The sequence below is a fragment of the Nocardiopsis dassonvillei subsp. dassonvillei DSM 43111 genome, assembly GCF_000092985.1.
GTDB lineage: Bacteria > Actinomycetota > Actinomycetes > Streptosporangiales > Streptosporangiaceae > Nocardiopsis > Nocardiopsis dassonvillei.
In genome coordinates this window covers 3,488,553-3,504,905 of sequence record NC_014210.1, presented here as the reverse complement: position 1 = coordinate 3,504,905, position 16,353 = coordinate 3,488,553, and the positions used below count along the sequence as shown (strand labels likewise).

Below are 16,353 nucleotides of genomic sequence, written 5' to 3'. Positions count from 1 at the left end.
TCCGCCACGGGGTCGTCCCGCCACACCCCCTTCACCGCCCTGCCGCCTCACCGCGATGCCCCTTCACCACGGTGCTTCCTCACCACGGTGCTTCCTCACCACATGGCCAGAACCCGGCTGGGCCCTCCGGAGGCGTCCAGGCCGGGCATGACCCCCACGCTGATCAGCGCCCCGCTCGGCGGCAGCTGCTCCAGCCCGGTCAGCGACTCCAACCCCCAGCGGTCGGCTCTGCCCACCACCTCGTGCGCGGGGAAGTCGGTGGAGTCGCCCGGATCGGTGCTCAGCGTGTCCACTCCCACCCCGACCACCCCGCGCCGCTCGATCAGGAACTCGCAGGCCTCGGGGCCGAACCCCGGGAAGTGCCAGGAGCCGTCCGCGGCCACCCCGCGCACCGCCTCGTCGCCCTGCGCCCACCGGGCGCTCCACCCCGAGTGCATCAGCACCGCCGCACCCGCCGGGACCCGCCCGTGCTCGCGCTCGAAGGCCAGCACGTCGTCCACCGTCACCGTGGTGTCGGGGTCCTCGGCCGCCCGGGCGCGGATGTCGATCACCGCCGCCGGGGCGAGGAGTTCGTCCGGCCGGATGTCGGGGACCAGCCGCCCGCCGCCGATCACGTGCCCCGGCGCGTCCAGGTGCGTGCCCGAGTGCTCGCTCAGCGTCCACTGCTGCAGGTAGAAGCCGAACTCGCCCTCGGGTACCGGATCGCCCAGGCTCTCTCGCCGGGGCTTGTCCTCCCCCCAGGAGGGCATCGTCGGGGAGAGCACGTGGCTGAGGTCGGCCACCCTGCGAAAGCCCGTGGGCCACGGGCGCGGGCGGCCCGGCGACCCGGGTGGTCCGGCGGGCTCCGACCCGGCCTCACCGCTCCGCGAGCGGACGGTCTCACCGGTTCCGTTCAGGCACATGGGCTCTCCCTCGTCGTGTGCGTCGCTTCCCGTATGCCCGGTCGGCGGCGCCCGCCAACCTGTCCTCGACCCCCCGGGGACGACTCCGCGCCGCGGCCCCGGTCCACGCGAGGGGCGAAGCCTCCCGTCCACAACCGGGCGACCGCCGGTGTCGGCCGCCCCCGTGCCGGGTACTGCCGGTACCGGGTCCCCACACCCGACGACCGCCGGGGCCCGCCTCCCCGCCCCCTACGCACCCGAGGACGCCCGTGCCCCTGGAGAGCAGCCCCGACTGGTGGAAGTCCAGCGTCGTCTACCAGATCTATCCGAGCAGTTTCAACGACAGCGACGGCGACGGCGTGGGCGACCTGCCCGGCGTCATCGACAGACTCGACCACCTCCAGCTGCTGGGCGTGGACGTGGTGTGGCTGTCGCCCGTCTACCCGTCGCCCTGGGACGACAACGGGTACGACATCAGCGACTACCTGGACATCCACCCCCGGTTCGGCACCCTGGCCGACTGGGACCGCCTGCGCGACGAACTGCACGGGCGCGGCATGCGCCTGGTGATGGACCTGGTCGTCAACCACACCAGCGACGAGCACCCCTGGTTCACCGCCTCCCGCGCTGGGGACCCCGAACACCGCGACTTCTACTTCTGGCGGCCCGGGCGCGACGGAGGCCCGCCCAACAACTGGGGGTCGGTCTTCTCCGGTCCCGCCTGGACCCGCGACGAGACCAGCGGCGAGTACTACCTGCACCTGTTCACCCGCCGCCAGCCCGACCTGAACTGGGAGAACCCCAGGGTCCGCTCGGCGGTGCACGACGTGGCGCGCTGGTGGCTGGACCGCGGCGCCGACGGCTTCCGCATGGACGTCATCAACTTCGTCTCCAAGACCCCCGAGATACCCGACGGGCCCCTGGCGGGGGACCACGGGATCTTCGCCGACCACGCCGTCAACGGCCCCCGCCTGCACGAGTTCCTGCACGAGATGCACCGGGAGGTGTTCGAGGGCCGCGACGTGCTCACCGTGGGCGAGATGCCCGGAGTGGACGTGGAGCAGGCCCTGCTGCACACCATGCCCGAGCGGCGCGAGCTGTCCATGGTCTTCCAGTTCGAGCACATGGACCTGGACCACGGGCCCGGCGGCAAGTTCGACCCCCGGCCCCCGGACCTGCGCCGCCTGCGGGAGTCCCTCAACCGGTGGCAGACCGGCATGGGCGAGCGCGGGTGGAACAGCCTGTACTGGAACAACCACGACCAGCCCCGGGTGGTGTCGCGCTTCGGCGACGAGGACCACCGGGTGGCGTCGGCCACGGCGCTGGCCACGACCCTGCACATGATGCGGGGCACGCCCTACGTCTACCAGGGCGAGGAACTGGGCATGACCAACGCCCACATGGGCGACATCGCCGACTACCGCGACGTGGAGACGCTCAACCACCACCGCGCGGTGGTGGACACGGGCAGGGCCGACCCGGGGGAGGCGATGGCGGCCATCGCCCGGATGAGCCGCGACAACGCGCGCACGCCCATGCAGTGGGACGCCTCGCCGGGCGCCGGTTTCACCACCGGAACCCCGTGGATCGCGATCAACCCCAACCACACCGAGATCAACGCCGAGGCCGCCGTGGCCGACCCGGACTCGGTCTTCCACTACTACCGGCGGCTCATCGCGCTGCGCCGGGAGCACCCGGTGGTCGTGCACGGCCGATTCGAGCCGCTGCTGGAGGACGACCCGGCGGTCTACGCCTACCGGAGGGTCCTCGACGACCGGGTGCTGCTGGTGGTGGCCAACTGGAGCGCGCGGACGGTGCCGCTGGAGCTGGACCCCTCCGCCGCCGGGCGCGACCCGGTCCGCCTGATCGGCAACCACCCCGACGAGGGCGCCTTCGCGCCGCTGCGGCCCTGGGAGGCCCGCGTCCACCTGGGAGGCCGCTGAGCGGGGGCGGACGCCGGTCCCCTCCCCGGGGCGGCGGAACCCGGACCCTGTCGCGGTGTGGGGGCGTGCGAGGGGCGGGGAACCGGTACGCGGCCCGTCCCCACCGGCGCGGAGGCGCACGGCGCTGCGGTCGGCGCCGCACACGCGTCGCGCCCGGCCGGAGCGGCTCCGACCGGGCGCGCGACCCGTCCGCCCGCGTCGCGTCCGGGTCCCCGGACGCCGCGGCGCGGCCCTACTTCTTCGTGGACTCCTCCAGCCGAAGCGCGACGCCGATCGCGAAGAAGGTGGGCGCCCACTCACCGATGAAGATTCCCCACCGGTCGGCGCGGGCCAGCCCGGTACCCTCCTCCTTCTTCAGGGAGGTGGCCCAGCTCAGGAAGCTGAGTCCGATGGAGGCGAGCCCGGCTCCGTAGGCCATCTCGGACGTGACGCCCATCTGGGACAGTTTGGCGATCATGGTGCTCCTCGCGTTGGTGGTTGCCTCTAGAGGCACTTCCCGAGGAGATCTCGGACAAGCTCCATGGCAGGTCAAGGCTGCGTCAGGTGGGGGCAGGGAGCGGCGGACGGGGCCCGCGTCCGGAGTTCAGAACTTTTGAAATCCGAACCGAGTGAGGTTAGACTAACCTTGGTTTCGCCGGGATCCTCCCGTTCTGTCCTCCGTGTTTCCCCTCGGGACGCCCCATGCGCGGAAACGGCCCGCCCGAACACGGCGCGGCCACTCCCCATGACGAAGAAAGCAGTGTGAGCATGGCCTCCACCCTTCGCCGTGTCAGCGGCATCGCCTTCACCACCCTCCTCGCCGTCGGCCTCACCTCGTGCGGCAGCGCGGAGGAGAGCACCGGTGAGAGCGGCGGCGACACCGCCGGCGGCCAGTTCCCGGTCAGCATCGACAGCGCCCTGGGCACCGCCGAGATCCCCGAGCAGCCCGAGCGCGTGGTCACCCTCGGCCAGGGCTCCGCCGAGACCGCCATCGCCCTCGGCGTCGTGCCCGTCGGTGTCGAGAGCTACGAGTGGGGCAGCGACGACACCGGCTACCTGCCGTGGATCCACGAGGCGGTCACCGAGGCGGGCGAGGAGCTGCCCACCCAGTTCACCGGCGCCGACGACATCGACTTCGAGGCCATCATCGAGCTGGAGCCCGACGTCATCCTCGCCCCCTGGTCCGGCGTCACCCAGGAGCAGTACGACATCCTGAGCGACATCGCCCCCACGGTCGCCTACCCCGAGCTGCCCTGGAGCACCGACTGGGACCAGCAGATCGAGATCATCGGCGAGGCGCTCGGCCAGCCCGAGGAGGCCCAGGGCCTCATCCAGGACATCGAGACGCAGTTCGACGAGGCCGCGGCGGCCAACGAGCAGTTCGCCGACCTGACCTTCTCCTACGTCTACACCGACGGCCCCGGCACGCTCGGCGTGTTCCTGCCCGACGAGCAGCGCGTGGCCATGGTCCGCGGGCTGGGCCTGACCGTCGACCCGGTCGTGGAGACCTTCCCCGAGACCGAGGGCACCGACTCGGCCATCATCGGCCTGGAGAACGCCGACCAGCTCTCCGGGAGCGACCTGCTCTTCACGTTCTACAGCGACCCCGAGACCCGCGCCGAGATCGAGGCCCAGGAGCTGTACGCGGCCATCCCCGCCGTCGAGAGCGGCGCCGTGGTCGCCTCCGAGGACAACTCCTTCGTCACCGCCTCCTCGATCATCAACCCGCTGACCGTCCCCTGGGTCATCGACCGCTACGTGCCCATGATCGAAGAGGCCGTCCAGAACATCGAGAGCTAAGCACCTCCATGGTCAGGGCGAAGACATCCGCGGCCGCGCCCCGCACGCGTCCCGCCCGCACCGCGCTCGTGCTCGGTGCGGGCGTCGCCGCGCTGGCGGGTGCGGTCCTGCTCAGCCTCGTCATGGGCAGCAGGCCCACACCGGTCGCCGACGTGTGGGCGGCGATCACCGGCGGGGCGGACTCCTTCACCACCACGGTGGTGGAGAGCCGCTACCCGCGCACCGTCCTGGGGGTGGTGGCCGGGGCCGCCCTGGCCCTGGCGGGCACCCTCATGCAGGGCATCACCCGCAACCCCCTCGCCGACCCCGGCCTGCTGGGCGTCAACGCCGGGGCCGCCGCCGCGGTGGTCACGGCCACCGCGCTGTTCGGCCCCACCTCGGTCACCGCGACGGTCTGGTGGGCGCTGCCCGGGGCCCTGGTCGCGGGGTTGGCCGCCTACACGGTGGGCAGTCGCGGCGGCGACGGCGGCATGGTGCGCCTGGTCCTGGCGGGCGCGGTGGTCTCCGCCGTGCTCACCGCCTACGTCCAGGCGGTGGCCCTGAGCCTGCCCGAGACCTTCGACAGCTACCGCTACTGGGTGGTCGGCTCCCTGGCCGGGCGCGACTACGACGTCATCCTGTCCGTGCTGCCGGTCATCGGCGTCGGCGTCCTGCTCGCCCTCGTGGTCTGCGGCGGCCTCAACGCCCTGGCCCTGGGGGAGGAGGCCGCGATCGCCACCGGCGCCAACACGGTGTGGATCCGCTCGGCCGGGCTCGTCGCGGGAACCCTGCTCGCCGCCGGGGCCACCGCGGCCGCCGGGCCCATCGCCTTCGTCGGCCTGGCCGTGCCGCACGTGGTGCGTGCCCTGGTCGGTGTCGACTTCCGCGCGCAGGTGCCCTTCGCGCTGCTGGTGGGCCCGACCCTGCTGCTGCTCGCCGACGTCGTCGGCCGCACCATCGTGCGCCCCACCGAACTCATGGTCGGCGTCGTCACCGCGTTCGTCGGTGCGCCCGTCCTGTTGTACGCGGTCCGCAGGATGCGGAGTACCCCATGACCCGAACCACCCGCACGTCCCCGGCCCCGGCGGGCCCGGCCCGGCCAGAGCACGGGCGCGCCCGACCCCTGAAGGCCTCCCCGCCCGTGCTGAGGCTGGGCCCGGTCGCGCTGCCCGTCCACCGGCGCTCGCTGCTGTGGGCGGCCGGACTCCTGCTCCTGCTGGTCGCCGCCGCGGCCGCCACGCTCGCCCTCGGACGGCTCGGCGTGCCCCTGACCCGGCTGCCCGCGGTCCTGACGGGCGGGGGCGAGGCCACCGAGACCTTCGTGCTCGAACGGCTGCGCGGTCCCCGGCTGGTGGTGGCCGCGGGCACGGGCGCCGCCCTGGGCCTGGCGGGCGCGCTCTTCCAGTCCGTCACCCGCAACCCCCTGGGCAGCCCCGACGTCATCGGCCTCGGCGCCGGTGCCGGGGCGGGCGCGGCCTTCGCCGCCCTCGTCCTGCCCGGTGTGCTCCCCGTGCCGCTGGGCGCCCTCGCCGGTGCCGCCCTGGCCATGGTCGTCGTGGCCACGGTGACCGGCACCGGACTGCGCCACCCCGGCCGCCTGATCGTGGCGGGCATCGGGGTGGCCGCCATGGCGCAGGCCTTCACCCACTTCGTCGTGTCCGTGATGGCCCGCGACCAGGCCAGCGTCCTGTCCGCCTACGTCAACGGCAGTCTGGGCGCCCGCTCCTGGGAGCACGCCACCACCATCTGGGCGGTTCTGCTGCTGGCGCTGCCGTTCGTGGCGGCGCTGGCCGGACCGGTCTCCCTCAACGAGATGGGCGACGAGCTCGCCGACTCCCTCGGCGCGCGGGCCTCCACCACGCGCACCGCCGCCGTCTGCCTGTCGGTGGTGCTGTCCGCGGCCGCGGTGAGCGTGGCCGGTCCGATCGCGTTCGTGTCCCTGACCGCGCCGCAGATCGCGCGCCGGCTCTCCGCCGTGCCGGGCCCCAACATGGTGCTGTCGGCCCTGGTCGGGGCCCTGCTGCTGGTGGCGGCGGATCTGGCCGTCCAGCAGTCCCCGGTCGGGGACGGGCTGCCGGTCGGCGTCTTCACCATGGGGCTCGGCGGCGTCTACCTGGGCTACCTGCTGATTCGTGAATGGCGAAAGGGTGTGCTGTGAGTCTGGTGCTGTCCGCGGAGGGCCTGACCCTGGGGTACGGGGCCGAACCGGTCGTGCGCGACCTCGACCTGGGGGTGGCCGAGGGCGAGTTCACCGTCATCGTCGGCCCCAACGGCTGCGGCAAGTCCACACTGCTCAAGGCCCTGGGGCGGGTGAACAAGCCGATGTCGGGGCGGGTGCTGCTGCACGGCAGTGACGTGCGCGGCCAGCGCGCCAAGGCGGTCGCGCGCCAGATGGCGCTGCTGCCGCAGAGCCCGACCGCCCCCGAGGGCATCACCGTGCGGGCCCTGGCCGCCCGCGGCCGCTTCCCCTACCACACGCTGGTGCGCCAGTGGAGCCCCCAGGACGAGACGGCGATCGGCCGCGCGCTGGAGCTGACCGGGCTGACCGACCTCGCCGACACCCAGGTGGGCTCCCTCTCGGGCGGCCAGCGCCAGCGCGCCTGGGTGGCGATGGTCCTGGCGCAGGACACCGGCGTCCTGCTGCTGGACGAGCCCACCACCTACCTGGACATCGCCCACCAGTACGACCTGCTGGAGCTGTTCGCCGACCTGCACCGCCGGGGGCGCACGGTGGTCGCGGTCCTGCACGACCTGGCCCAGGCCGCCCGGTTCGCCACCCGCCTGGTGCTGATGGACGCGGGCAGGGTGGTCGCCGACGGCCCTCCGGAGGAGGTCGTGACCGCCCGCCTGGTGGGGGAGGTGTTCGGGCTGCCCTGCGACGTGGTGCCCGACCCGCGCACCCGCACGCCGCTGGTCATCCCGCACGAGCGCGTCTGAGCCCTCAGGGCCCTCAGCGCCGTCGGGCCTTGTACTCCTCCCAGGAGGAGAGCAGGGTGTCGTGGTACTCGTCCAGCCAGGTCATGTAGTCGTGCATGTTGCGCAGCCGGGTGCGCGCGGGCGGGCTCAGGCCGGGCAGGCGCTCCAGCGCCGACGCCGCGAGTTCCCTCTGCCGCCGCAGGTAGGAGCGCTCGTTGCGCAGGAACCCGCCCCAGACGTCCTCGTCCATGGCCACCAGCCGCGAGCGGCTCCCGGGGGCGGGGACCAGCTCCACGAAGCCCATCTCGCGCAAACGGCGCACCGACTGCGACACCGATCCCCGGCTGACCCGGGCGCCGTCGGCGATCTCCTCGGCGCTCACCGCCTCGCGGTCGGCGACGAGCAGGTAGCCCACGATGCGGCCCTCGGCGCGGGGACGGCCCTGCGACTGCCAGTACTCGGAGAAGCGCCCGACGAAGTCGTCGCGGAACCCCGTGTCCTCGTCCGTGCGCCTGCTCTCCGCCATGGGGGCCACGATAGCGCCTGACACGGGGCGTTCCGGGCGCTGACCGAGGGCTCCGTCCGCCCCCGTCCGGCGTCGGCCGGGGGCGGACGGGGTTCAGGTGCGGCGCAGGGACTCCAGCATGCGCGACAACGCCTCCCACACCCGCTCCAGGTCTTCGGGGTCGTCGCTGTCGGCCAGCCACAGCGCGGCCTCGTTCATCGCACCCGAGAGCAGGTGGGCCACGGGCGCGACCGGCCCCGGCTCCAGGACGCCCGCCCCGACCAGCGCGGAGAGCGCCTCGGCCAGGTGGCGGGCCGAGGCGGCCTCGTCCAGGGCCCGCCAGGTGCTCCAGCCCAGCACGGCGGGCCCGTCCACCAGCATGATCCGCCGCACGTCCGGCGCGGTGCTGGCGGTGAGGAAGGCCCGGCACCCGGCGGTCAGCCGGTCCCACGGGTCGGCGTGCGCGTCCGCCGCCCGCGCCACGGCGTCGCCGACCTCGGACTGCACCTCCTCCAGGACCGCGCGGAACAGGTCCGGCTTGCCCTCGAAGTGGTGGTACAGGGCGCCCTTGGTGACCGCGGAGTCCGCCACGATCCGGGCCAGTCCCACCCCGCCGTACCCGTGCGCGGCGAACAGCCTGCGGGCCTCGCCCAGCAGGACGCGTCTGGTGCGCTCGCGCTGCCGCGCGCGGCTGCCCGGTTCCGCGGCCATGTACCCGACCTCCCCCTTGTTGACATACCGAAGGTATGCCAATAGCGTATCTTCACATACCGAAGGTACGTGAAAGGTGGATTCCATGCGGCTCAGCAGCTTCTATCCGGTGCTCGGCACGCCCCGTCTGGCCGAGTGCCGCGACTTCTACGTCGGCCTGTTCGGCTTCGAGGAGACCTTCGCCGCCGACTGGTACGTGAGCCTGCGCAGGCCCGGCCCGCCCGAGTACGAACTGGCCCTGCTCGACCCCGGGCACCCCACCGTCCCCGAGGGCTACCGCAGGCCCGTGCAGGGCCTGCTGCTCAACTTCGAGGTGGAGGACGTGGACGCCGAGTGGGAGCGCCTGGTGGTGCGCGGCGGCCTGCGGCCCGAACTGGGGATCCGCACCGAGGCGTTCGGCCAGCGGCACTTCATCGTGGCCGACCCCGGCGGGGTGCTGGTCGACGTCATCACGCCCGTGGCGCCCTCGGAGGAGTACGGGGACAACTTCGTGCGGGGGTGAGGGCCGTCCGGTCCCCGCGCGCCCGGTACCGTCGGCGTGACGGGGGGTGGAGGCGGTGGCGATGACGCTGGAACAGGCCTCGCGCCTGGCGGAGGAGGCCCACGCCGGGCAGGTCGACCGGGCCGGCCGGCCCTACGCCGAGCACGTGTTCGCGGTGCGCGACCTGCTCGCCGGGCACGGAGAGCGCGCCCAGGCGGCCGGAGTGCTGCACGACGTGCTGGAGGACACCCCGATCACCGCCGACGACCTGCGCGCGCGGGGGTGCCCGGAGGAGGTCGTGCGCGCGGTGGAGTCGGTGACCCGGCGCCCGGGGGAGCCCTACGAGGAGATGGTGCGCCGCGCCGCCGCCGACCCGCTGGGCAGGCTGGTCAAGCTCGCTGACAACGCCCACAACTCCGACGAGCGCCGCCTGGCCCTGCTGCCCGACGAACGGGCGCGGCGGCTGCGCGCCAAGTACGCCCGCGCCCGGCGGATCCTGGAGGAGGGCCCGCAGGAGGACGGGCTCCCCGAAGCGGCGCTCCCGCGTGGCACGCTCCTGGTCCTCCACACCGGCCGGGTCGAGGAGTGCCGCGCCTTCTACACCGGGCTCGGTCTGCGCTTCGTCCGCGAGCGCCACGGCTCCGGGCCCGAACACCACGCGGCCGAACTGGACGGCGGCGCGGTCGTCGAGATCTACCCGGCCACCGCCGAGCGCTCCACGGGCGCGGCGCGCCTCGGGTTCACCGTGCGAGGGGACCGCGCCGTCCCGCCCCTGGAGCCGGGGCGCCGCGTGCTCACCGACCCCGACGGGCGCAAGGTCGACCTGAGGGTGGTGTGAGCGACGGCATCCGTGTGCGTGGCGTCGGGTACCAGCCGGTCGGTATGCTGTTCCGGCCGGTATTTCCGGGACTGACGGGGCACGAGGCGGGGGCAGCACATGGCGCGAGGACAGCGGACGGCCGAGGCCGACACACCGACCGGATCGGTACCCGAGCGCCTCCTTGGGGCGGCGACGCGCCTGTTCGCCTCCAACGGTTACGAGGGCACCTCCGTGCAGGAGGTCGTGGCCGCTGCGGGCGTCACCAAGGGCGCCATGTACCACTACTTCGGCTCCAAGGACGACCTGCTCTACGAGGTCTACGCCCGCGTGCTGCGCATGCAGACCGAGCACCTGGTGCGGATCGCCTCGCGGGACGAGCCGGTGGCCGACCGCGTGCACGCCGCCGCGGCCGACGTCATCGTCACCAGCGTCGCCAACCTCGACGACACCGTCATCTTCTTCCGCTCCATGCACCAGCTGAGCGAGGACAAGCGGCGCGCCGTGCGCGCCGAGCGCCGCCGCTACCACGAGATCTTCCGGGACATGGTCGCCCAGGGGCAGGACGAGGGGGTCTTTCGCACCGACGTCTCCGCCGACCTGGTGGTGAACTACTTCTTCGGCTCGGTGCACCACCTGAGCACCTGGTACCACCCGGGCGGCGCGCTCAGCGGCGAGGACGTGGGGCGCCACTTCGCCGACCTGCTCGTGGCGGGGCTGCGCCCCGGGGCCTGAGCGCGGGGGACCCGACGGCGAGGGGGCCGGACGCGACGCGTCCGGCCCCCTCGTGCGCTCCCCGGGGTGCGCACGCGCCGCTAGCGGTACTTGCGCAGCTCCGCGCGGCCCAGCGAGCGCAGGTGCACCTCGTCGGGCCCGTCGGCCAGCCGCAGCGACCGCACCCCCGCCAGCCATCCGGCCAGGGGCAGGTCCTGGCTGACCCCGGCCGCGCCGTGCGCCTGGATCGCCTTGTCCAGGATCCACTCCACCGTGCGCGGGGTGGCGATCTTGATCGCCTGGATCTCGGTGTGCGCGCCCCTGTTGCCCACGGTGTCCATCAGGTACGCGGTCTTGAGCACCAGCAGCCGCAGCTGCTCGATGGCCACGCGCGCCTCGGCGATCCACTCGCGGACCACGCCCTGTTCGGCCAGCGGCCTCCCGAAGGCCACGCGGTCCAGCACCCGGCGGCAGGTGAGCTCCAGGGCGCGCTCGGCCATGCCGATGCCGCGCATGCAGTGGTGGATGCGGCCCGGCCCCAGCCGGGCCTGGGCGATGGCGAACCCCTCGCCCTCGCCGCCGACCAGGTTCGAGGCGGGCACCCGCACGTCCTCGAACACGACCTCGGCGTGGCCGCCGTGGTCGCTGTCGTCGTAGCCGTACACCGTCATGCCCCGCCTGACCGTCAGCCCGGGGGTGTCGCGCGGCACCAGCACCATGCTCTGCTGCCTGTGCCGCTCGGCTTCGGGGTCGGTCTTGCCCATCACGATGAACACGGCGCACTCGGGGTTGAGGGCCCCGGTGATGTACCACTTGCGTCCGTTGACCACGTACTCGTCGCCGTCGCGGACGATGCTGGTGGTGATGTTGGTGGCGTCGGAGGAGGCCACCGCGGGCTCGGTCATCGCGAACGCCGACCGGATCCGGGCGTCGAGCAGGGGCTCCAACCAGCGCTCGCGCTGCTCGGGGGTGCCGAACATCGTCAGCACCTCCATGTTCCCGGTGTCGGGCGCGGCGCAGTTGAGCGCGATCGGCGCCAGGCGCGGACTGCGCCCGGTGATCTCCGCCAGCGGCGCGTACCGCAGGTTGGGCAGGCCGCCGTGTTCGGGGTGGCCCGCCAGGAACAGGTTCCACAGCCCGCGCTCGCGCGCCTCGGCCTGGAGCTCGCGCACCACCGGCGCGGTGGACCAGCGGTCCTCGCGCACGGCCAGCTGCTCCTCCAGCACCGCCTCGGCCGGGTAGACGCGCTCGTCCATGAAGGCGAGCAGCCGTTCGCGCAGTTCCTCGGTCTCGCTGTCGTGGGCGAAGTCCATATTCAGTCCTCCTCGAGCATGGTGTGGGCGCGCTCCACCAGGGGCGCGACCACCTCGCCGATCCGGTCGAAGCCCGCTCCGACGGTCAGTCCCCGGCTGTGGCGGAAGTGGATGCCCTCGGCGATCACCGCGAGCTTGAAGCAGCCCAGGGCCACGTACCAGCCCAGCCGGGACACGTCGCGGCCGGTCGCGGCGGCGTACATGCCCACCAGCTCCTCGGGGGAGGGGTAGCCCTCGGCGGAGGTGGCGGGCACGGCGCCCACGCCCACGGGCTGCGCCTGGTAGACGAGCATCAGGCCCAGGTCCACGAGCGGGTCGCCGAGCGTGGCCATCTCCCAGTCCAGGACCGCGTTGATGCGACCTCCGGAGGTGACCAGCACGTTGTCCAGGCGGTAGTCGCCGTGCACGATCGCGGGCGCCGACTGCTCGGGCAGCGTCGCGGCGAGCCTCTCGTGCAGCTCGTCGATGCCGGGGATGTCCCGGCTGCGGGAGGCCTCCAGCTGCTTGCCCCAGCGGCGCACCTGGCGTTCCAGGAACCCCCGCGGGCGGCCGAAGTCGCCCAGCCCGACCTCCTCGGGCTCCACCGCGTGCAGCTCGCCCAGGGTGGCGATCAGCGCCTCGGCCAGGCCGCGGACGCCCTCGGCGCCCAGCGGGGCGATCTCGTCGCGGGTGCGGAAGGGGGTGCCCGCCACGTGTTCCATGACGTAGAACGGCGCGCCCAGCACCTCGGCGTCCTCGCACAGGACGTGTGTGCGGGGGACGGGCACGGCGGTGTCGCGCAGCGCGCTCATCACCCGGTACTCGCGGGGCATGTCGTGCGCGGTGGCCAGCACGTGGCCCAGCGGGGGGCGGCGCACCACCCAGCTGCCCGCGCCGTCGGTGACCACGTAGGTCAGGTTGGACTTGCCGCCCGCGACCACCCGGCCCTCCAGGGGGCCCGAGACCAGGCCGGGCACGGCCGCGTCCAGGTAGGCGCGCAGGCCGACCAGGTCCAGGCCCGGGAGCGCGTCCGTGTGTTCGCCGCTCACGCCCGCTCCTCGAAGACCCTGGCCTGGAGGCGGCGCATCCCCGCGAGCCAGCGGTCGGTGTCGTCGGCCCGGGCCGCGTAGTGGTCGGCGACCTGGGGGTGCGGCAGGATCAGGAAGCGCCCGTCGGCCAGGCCGACCATCACCGCGTCGGCGACCTCCTCGGGGGTGATCGCCTCCGGGGACAGGATGGCCCTGCCGGTGTCGCCGCTGCTCTCCAGCAGGTTGGTGCGCACGCCCATCGGACACACGCACTGCACGGTGATCCCGCGGTCGCCGTAGGTGGCCGACATCCACTCGCCGAAGGCCAGAGCGGCGTGCTTGGTCACCGAGTACGGCGCGCTGCCCAGCATCGTGAGCAGGCCCGCGGCCGACACCGTGGTCAGGAAACGGCCCCGTCCGCGCTCCAGCCAGCCGGGCACCAGCTCGCGGGCGGCGCGCACGTGGGCCATCACGTTGACCTGCCAGGCCAGGTCCCAGTCGGACTCCGGGGCCTCGGGGCCGCCGCCCACGCCCACGCCCGCGTTGGCCACGTACAGGTCGATGCCGCCCAGGTGCGCCCCGGCCTCGGCCACGAGCGCGGTGACGCCCGCCTCGCCGGCGGCGTCTCCGGGAACGGCCACCCCGCCGATCTCGGCGGCCACGGCCTCGGCCGCGCCCGCGTCCAGGTCGTTGACCACCACGCGCGCCCCGGCTCCGGCGAGCCTGCGCGCGATCGCGGCGCCGATGCCGTTGCCCGCGCCGGTGACCACGGCCCCGGTGTCGGTCAGGTCCATGTCACACACCTCCGGTGAGGGTGAGGCCGCCGTCCAGGACGAGGGTGCGGCCGGTGATCCAGGAGGCGTCGTCGGAGAGCAGGAAGGCCACCGCGCCCGCCACGTCCTCGGGCTCGCCCAGGCGCCCCAGGGGGTACTGGGCGGCGACCTCCTCCTCGCGCCCCTCGTAGAGGGCGGCGGCGAACCGGGTCTTGACCACGGCCGGGGCGACGCCGTTCACGCGGACCCCCGGGCCCAGTTCGACGGCCAGCTCCTCGGTGACGTGGATGAGCGTCGCCTTGGTGGCGCCGTAGAAGCCGATGCCGGGGGCGGGCCTGGTCCCGGCCACGGAGGAGACGTTGACGACGGCGCCGCCGTGCTCGGCCATCCAGGCGTGGTAGGCCTTCTGCGTCCACGAGATCGCGGACAGCACGTTGACCTCGAAGATCTTGCGGGCCGCGTCCAGGTTCAGGTCGATCATCCGCCCGTAGACCGGGTTGATGCCGGTGTTGTTGACGAACATGTCGATGCTGCCGAAGGCCTCCAGGGTGGCGGCCACGGCCGCGTCCTGGTGCTCGGGATCGTCGGCCCGGCCGGGGACGCCGATGGCGTGCTCGGGTCCGCCCAGGGCCTTGACGGCCTCCTCCAGGGGCTCGGGCCTGCGCGCCGTGACGCACACGCGCGCGCCCTCGTCGACGAGCCGCTGGGCGACGGCCAGGCCGATGCCCCGGCTCGCGCCGGTGACGATGGCGGTCCGCCCGCCGAACCGGGATGTCATTCCGCTCTCCTTAGACCGACTGGTCGGTATGTCAGGGCGACTCTATGTCGGGGGAGGTGCGTGCCGCAAGGGGCGAAAGGGACGCCGAGGCGGGACAATGGCGGCGCGGGCCGACGACGTCCCCCCGCGGACCGGAGAGTGAGGGCTTCCATGACGACCGACGTGGTCGATGTACGGGACAGGAAACGCTACGAGATCAGGGTCGACGGGGAGGTGGCCGGGTTCGCCGAGTACATCCTCACCGACGACATGGTGACCTTCACCCACACCGAGATCGACCCCGCCCACGAGGGGCGGGGCCTGGGCGGAACCCTGGTCAGGGGGGCCCTGGACGACGTACGTCCGCGGGGCCTGGCGGTGCTGCCCCTGTGCCCCTTCGTCAAGGGGTGGATCCAGCGCCACCCCGACTACACCGACCTGGTCTACCGCAGCGCCGCCGAGTAGGGCCGGCCGCGCGGAGGGCTCCCCCCCGGGCTCCCCGTGGCGGTGTCCGTCCGGCGCGGCGGACCGGCGCGGCGCTCACCGGGTTCGCGCCGGTCCGCCTCCGGGCCGTTGAAATCCGACACGTCGGACATTTGGTGATCTACGCGGTAAAGGTGGCGCTTTCTCAGGCGGTGGTGTCGAGGGTGAGTTTGCCGACGGTTCCCCGGGAGCGCAGCGCCTCGTGTGCCCGCGCGGCCTCGCCCAGGGGGTAGGAGCCGCCCAGGACGGGCCTCAGGTGCCCCTCCGCCACCAGTGTGAACAGCTCGGCCATCGCCCGGCTCATCACGTCGCCCGGCAGCGTCCACACGTGCGGCAGCCACATGCCGCTCACGCTGGTGGAGAAGCGCATGAGGTTGGCGGGCTGCACCGGGCTGGGCAGCTCGCGCGAGGCCATTCCGTAGAAGGCCAGGCGTCCGAACGGCGCCAGTGCCCGCACGCTCTGGTCGGTGACCCGGCCGCCCACCATGTCCAGGACGGCGTCCACGCGCTGGCCGCCGTTGGCCTCGATCAGCGCCTCGGTCATGTCGGGGGCCGCCGAGTCCACGACGGCGTCCGCGCCCAGCTCCACGGCCAGCGCGCGCTTGTCCTCGCTGCTGGCCACGGCGACGACCCGCCCGGCGCCGAACCGCTTGGCCAGCTGGACGGCGAGCGTGCCCACGCCGCCCGCCGCCGCGTGCACCACGACCGTCTCGCCCGGGTCCATCCGCACGGACCTGCGCAGCAGCACCCAGGCGGTGGCGCCCTGCACGATCAGGGCGAGCGCGTCCTCGTCCGAGACCCCGTCGGGGACGTCGAAGGCCGTGCCGGTGGCGGCGGTGGCCTTCTCGGCGTAGCCGCCGCTGGTGGTCAGGGCGACCACGCGGCGGCCGTCGGCGGTGCGTCCGGCGATCTCCATGCCCGGGACCAGCGGAAGCGTGGCGGAGGCCAGATAGCTGTTCTCGGCCTGGTGGGTGTCGGCGAAGTTGACCCCGGCGCGGGTGACGTCGACGAGGACCTCGCCGGGGCCCGCCTCGGGGTCGGGCAGTTCGGTGAGGCGCAGGACCTCGGGTCCGCCGAACTCGGTGATCTGGATGGCGCGCATGGGCGTCCCCTCCTTCGTCTGTTCATACCGACCAGGTGGTATGTTACCGGTCGGTCGGGTTCGGGCGCCCGCCGCGTCCCGGCCGTTCGGACGGGTGTCGCGGGCGGGGGCGTCGCCGCGGTGGCGCCCCCGGGTCTTGCGCCGGTCTGCCTAACGTTGTTAGGTGTGGGGTGCCGCGCACCGATGGGGAGG

General features: G+C 73.6%; 18 protein-coding genes. 9 read left to right on the top strand and 9 right to left on the bottom strand.

The window, feature by feature from the left end; genetic code table 11:
• Positions 1-95 precede the first annotated feature (95 nt).
• Positions 96-902, bottom strand: a complete 807-nt coding sequence (locus tag NDAS_RS14455; RefSeq protein WP_013153950.1) for a cyclase family protein — start codon at positions 900-902, stop codon at positions 96-98.
• A 248-nt stretch (positions 903-1,150) separates the two neighbouring features.
• Here NDAS_RS14455 and NDAS_RS14450 point away from each other — a divergent pair, with 248 nt between their 5' ends.
• Entirely contained in the window at positions 1,151-2,824 is a 1,674-nt protein-coding gene (locus tag NDAS_RS14450; RefSeq protein WP_013153949.1) for a glycoside hydrolase family 13 protein, read from the top strand.
• Positions 2,825-3,056: 232 nt separating this feature from the next.
• Here NDAS_RS14450 and NDAS_RS14445 read toward each other — a convergent pair whose 3' ends face one another.
• Entirely contained in the window at positions 3,057-3,281 is a 225-nt protein-coding gene (locus NDAS_RS14445) for a hypothetical protein (RefSeq protein ID WP_013153948.1), read from the bottom strand.
• A 290-nt stretch (positions 3,282-3,571) separates the two neighbouring features.
• On the opposite strand from NDAS_RS14445, the gene NDAS_RS14440 reads away from it, so the two are divergent.
• Genes NDAS_RS14440 through NDAS_RS14425 form a run of 4 tightly spaced genes read left to right on the top strand, consistent with a single transcriptional unit; the run spans position 3,572 to position 7,519 of the window.
• Positions 3,572-4,603 (top strand): iron-siderophore ABC transporter substrate-binding protein, encoded by a 1,032-nt coding sequence (locus NDAS_RS14440; protein WP_041553181.1) that lies wholly within the window; start codon positions 3,572-3,574, stop codon positions 4,601-4,603.
• 8 nt (positions 4,604-4,611) lie between these two features.
• Positions 4,612-5,637: a FecCD family ABC transporter permease gene (locus NDAS_RS14435; RefSeq protein ID WP_013153946.1), complete on the top strand. Its 1,026-nt coding sequence runs from the start codon at positions 4,612-4,614 to the stop codon at positions 5,635-5,637.
• Entirely contained in the window at positions 5,634-6,740 is a 1,107-nt protein-coding gene (locus NDAS_RS14430; RefSeq protein ID WP_013153945.1) for a FecCD family ABC transporter permease, read from the top strand. The genes NDAS_RS14435 and NDAS_RS14430 overlap by 4 nt, the downstream gene beginning before the upstream one ends.
• Positions 6,737-7,519, top strand: coding sequence for an ABC transporter ATP-binding protein (locus tag NDAS_RS14425; protein ID WP_013153944.1), 783 nt, complete (start codon positions 6,737-6,739; stop codon positions 7,517-7,519). Before NDAS_RS14430 ends, NDAS_RS14425 begins: the two co-directional genes overlap by 4 nt.
• Before the next feature lie 13 nt (positions 7,520-7,532).
• On the opposite strand, the gene NDAS_RS14420 is transcribed toward NDAS_RS14425, so the two are convergent.
• Together NDAS_RS14420 and NDAS_RS14415 are read right to left on the bottom strand one after the other, a co-directional pair.
• Positions 7,533-8,024 (bottom strand): GbsR/MarR family transcriptional regulator, encoded by a 492-nt coding sequence (locus tag NDAS_RS14420; RefSeq protein ID WP_013153943.1) that lies wholly within the window; start codon positions 8,022-8,024, stop codon positions 7,533-7,535.
• A 93-nt stretch (positions 8,025-8,117) separates the two neighbouring features.
• Positions 8,118-8,714 (bottom strand): TetR/AcrR family transcriptional regulator, encoded by a 597-nt coding sequence (locus tag NDAS_RS14415; RefSeq protein WP_013153942.1) that lies wholly within the window; start codon positions 8,712-8,714, stop codon positions 8,118-8,120.
• An 85-nt stretch (positions 8,715-8,799) separates the two neighbouring features.
• On the opposite strand from NDAS_RS14415, the gene NDAS_RS14410 reads away from it, so the two are divergent.
• The 3 genes from NDAS_RS14410 (at position 8,800) to NDAS_RS14400 (ending at position 10,747) form a co-directional block, all read left to right on the top strand.
• Positions 8,800-9,216, top strand: coding sequence for a VOC family protein (locus NDAS_RS14410; protein ID WP_013153941.1), 417 nt, complete (start codon positions 8,800-8,802; stop codon positions 9,214-9,216).
• A gap of 61 nt (positions 9,217-9,277) precedes the next feature.
• Positions 9,278-10,033, top strand: a complete 756-nt coding sequence (locus tag NDAS_RS29705) for an HD domain-containing protein (RefSeq protein WP_013153940.1) — start codon at positions 9,278-9,280, stop codon at positions 10,031-10,033.
• Positions 10,034-10,132: 99 nt separating this feature from the next.
• Positions 10,133-10,747, top strand: a complete 615-nt coding sequence (locus NDAS_RS14400) for a TetR/AcrR family transcriptional regulator (protein ID WP_013153939.1) — start codon at positions 10,133-10,135, stop codon at positions 10,745-10,747.
• 80 nt (positions 10,748-10,827) lie between these two features.
• Here the strand turns inward: NDAS_RS14400 and NDAS_RS14395 are convergent, their stop codons facing one another.
• The 4 genes from NDAS_RS14395 to NDAS_RS14380 are packed head-to-tail and all read right to left on the bottom strand — an operon-like array spanning position 10,828 to position 14,597.
• Entirely contained in the window at positions 10,828-12,039 is a 1,212-nt protein-coding gene (locus NDAS_RS14395; protein ID WP_013153938.1) for an acyl-CoA dehydrogenase family protein, read from the bottom strand.
• A gap of 2 nt (positions 12,040-12,041) precedes the next feature.
• Positions 12,042-13,067 (bottom strand): phosphotransferase family protein, encoded by a 1,026-nt coding sequence (locus NDAS_RS14390; protein WP_013153937.1) that lies wholly within the window; start codon positions 13,065-13,067, stop codon positions 12,042-12,044.
• The gene (locus NDAS_RS14385; RefSeq protein WP_013153936.1) at positions 13,064-13,840 is read right to left on the bottom strand and encodes an SDR family oxidoreductase; all 777 of its coding nucleotides are present in this window, start codon (positions 13,838-13,840) and stop codon (positions 13,064-13,066) included. The genes NDAS_RS14390 and NDAS_RS14385 overlap by 4 nt, the downstream gene beginning before the upstream one ends.
• 1 nt (position 13,841) lies before the next feature.
• Complete coding sequence (locus NDAS_RS14380; RefSeq protein ID WP_013153935.1) at positions 13,842-14,597, bottom strand: SDR family oxidoreductase; 756 nt, start codon at positions 14,595-14,597, stop codon at positions 13,842-13,844.
• Between the two features lie 150 nt (positions 14,598-14,747).
• Here NDAS_RS14380 and NDAS_RS14375 point away from each other — a divergent pair, with 150 nt between their 5' ends.
• Positions 14,748-15,041 carry a GNAT family N-acetyltransferase gene (locus tag NDAS_RS14375; protein WP_013153934.1) on the top strand — a complete coding sequence of 98 codons (294 nt, stop codon included), beginning with the start codon at positions 14,748-14,750 and terminating at the stop codon, positions 15,039-15,041.
• Between the two features lie 163 nt (positions 15,042-15,204).
• Here NDAS_RS14375 and NDAS_RS14370 read toward each other — a convergent pair whose 3' ends face one another.
• Positions 15,205-16,161, bottom strand: a complete 957-nt coding sequence (locus NDAS_RS14370) for a quinone oxidoreductase family protein (RefSeq protein ID WP_013153933.1) — start codon at positions 16,159-16,161, stop codon at positions 15,205-15,207.
• Positions 16,162-16,353 lie beyond the last annotated feature (192 nt).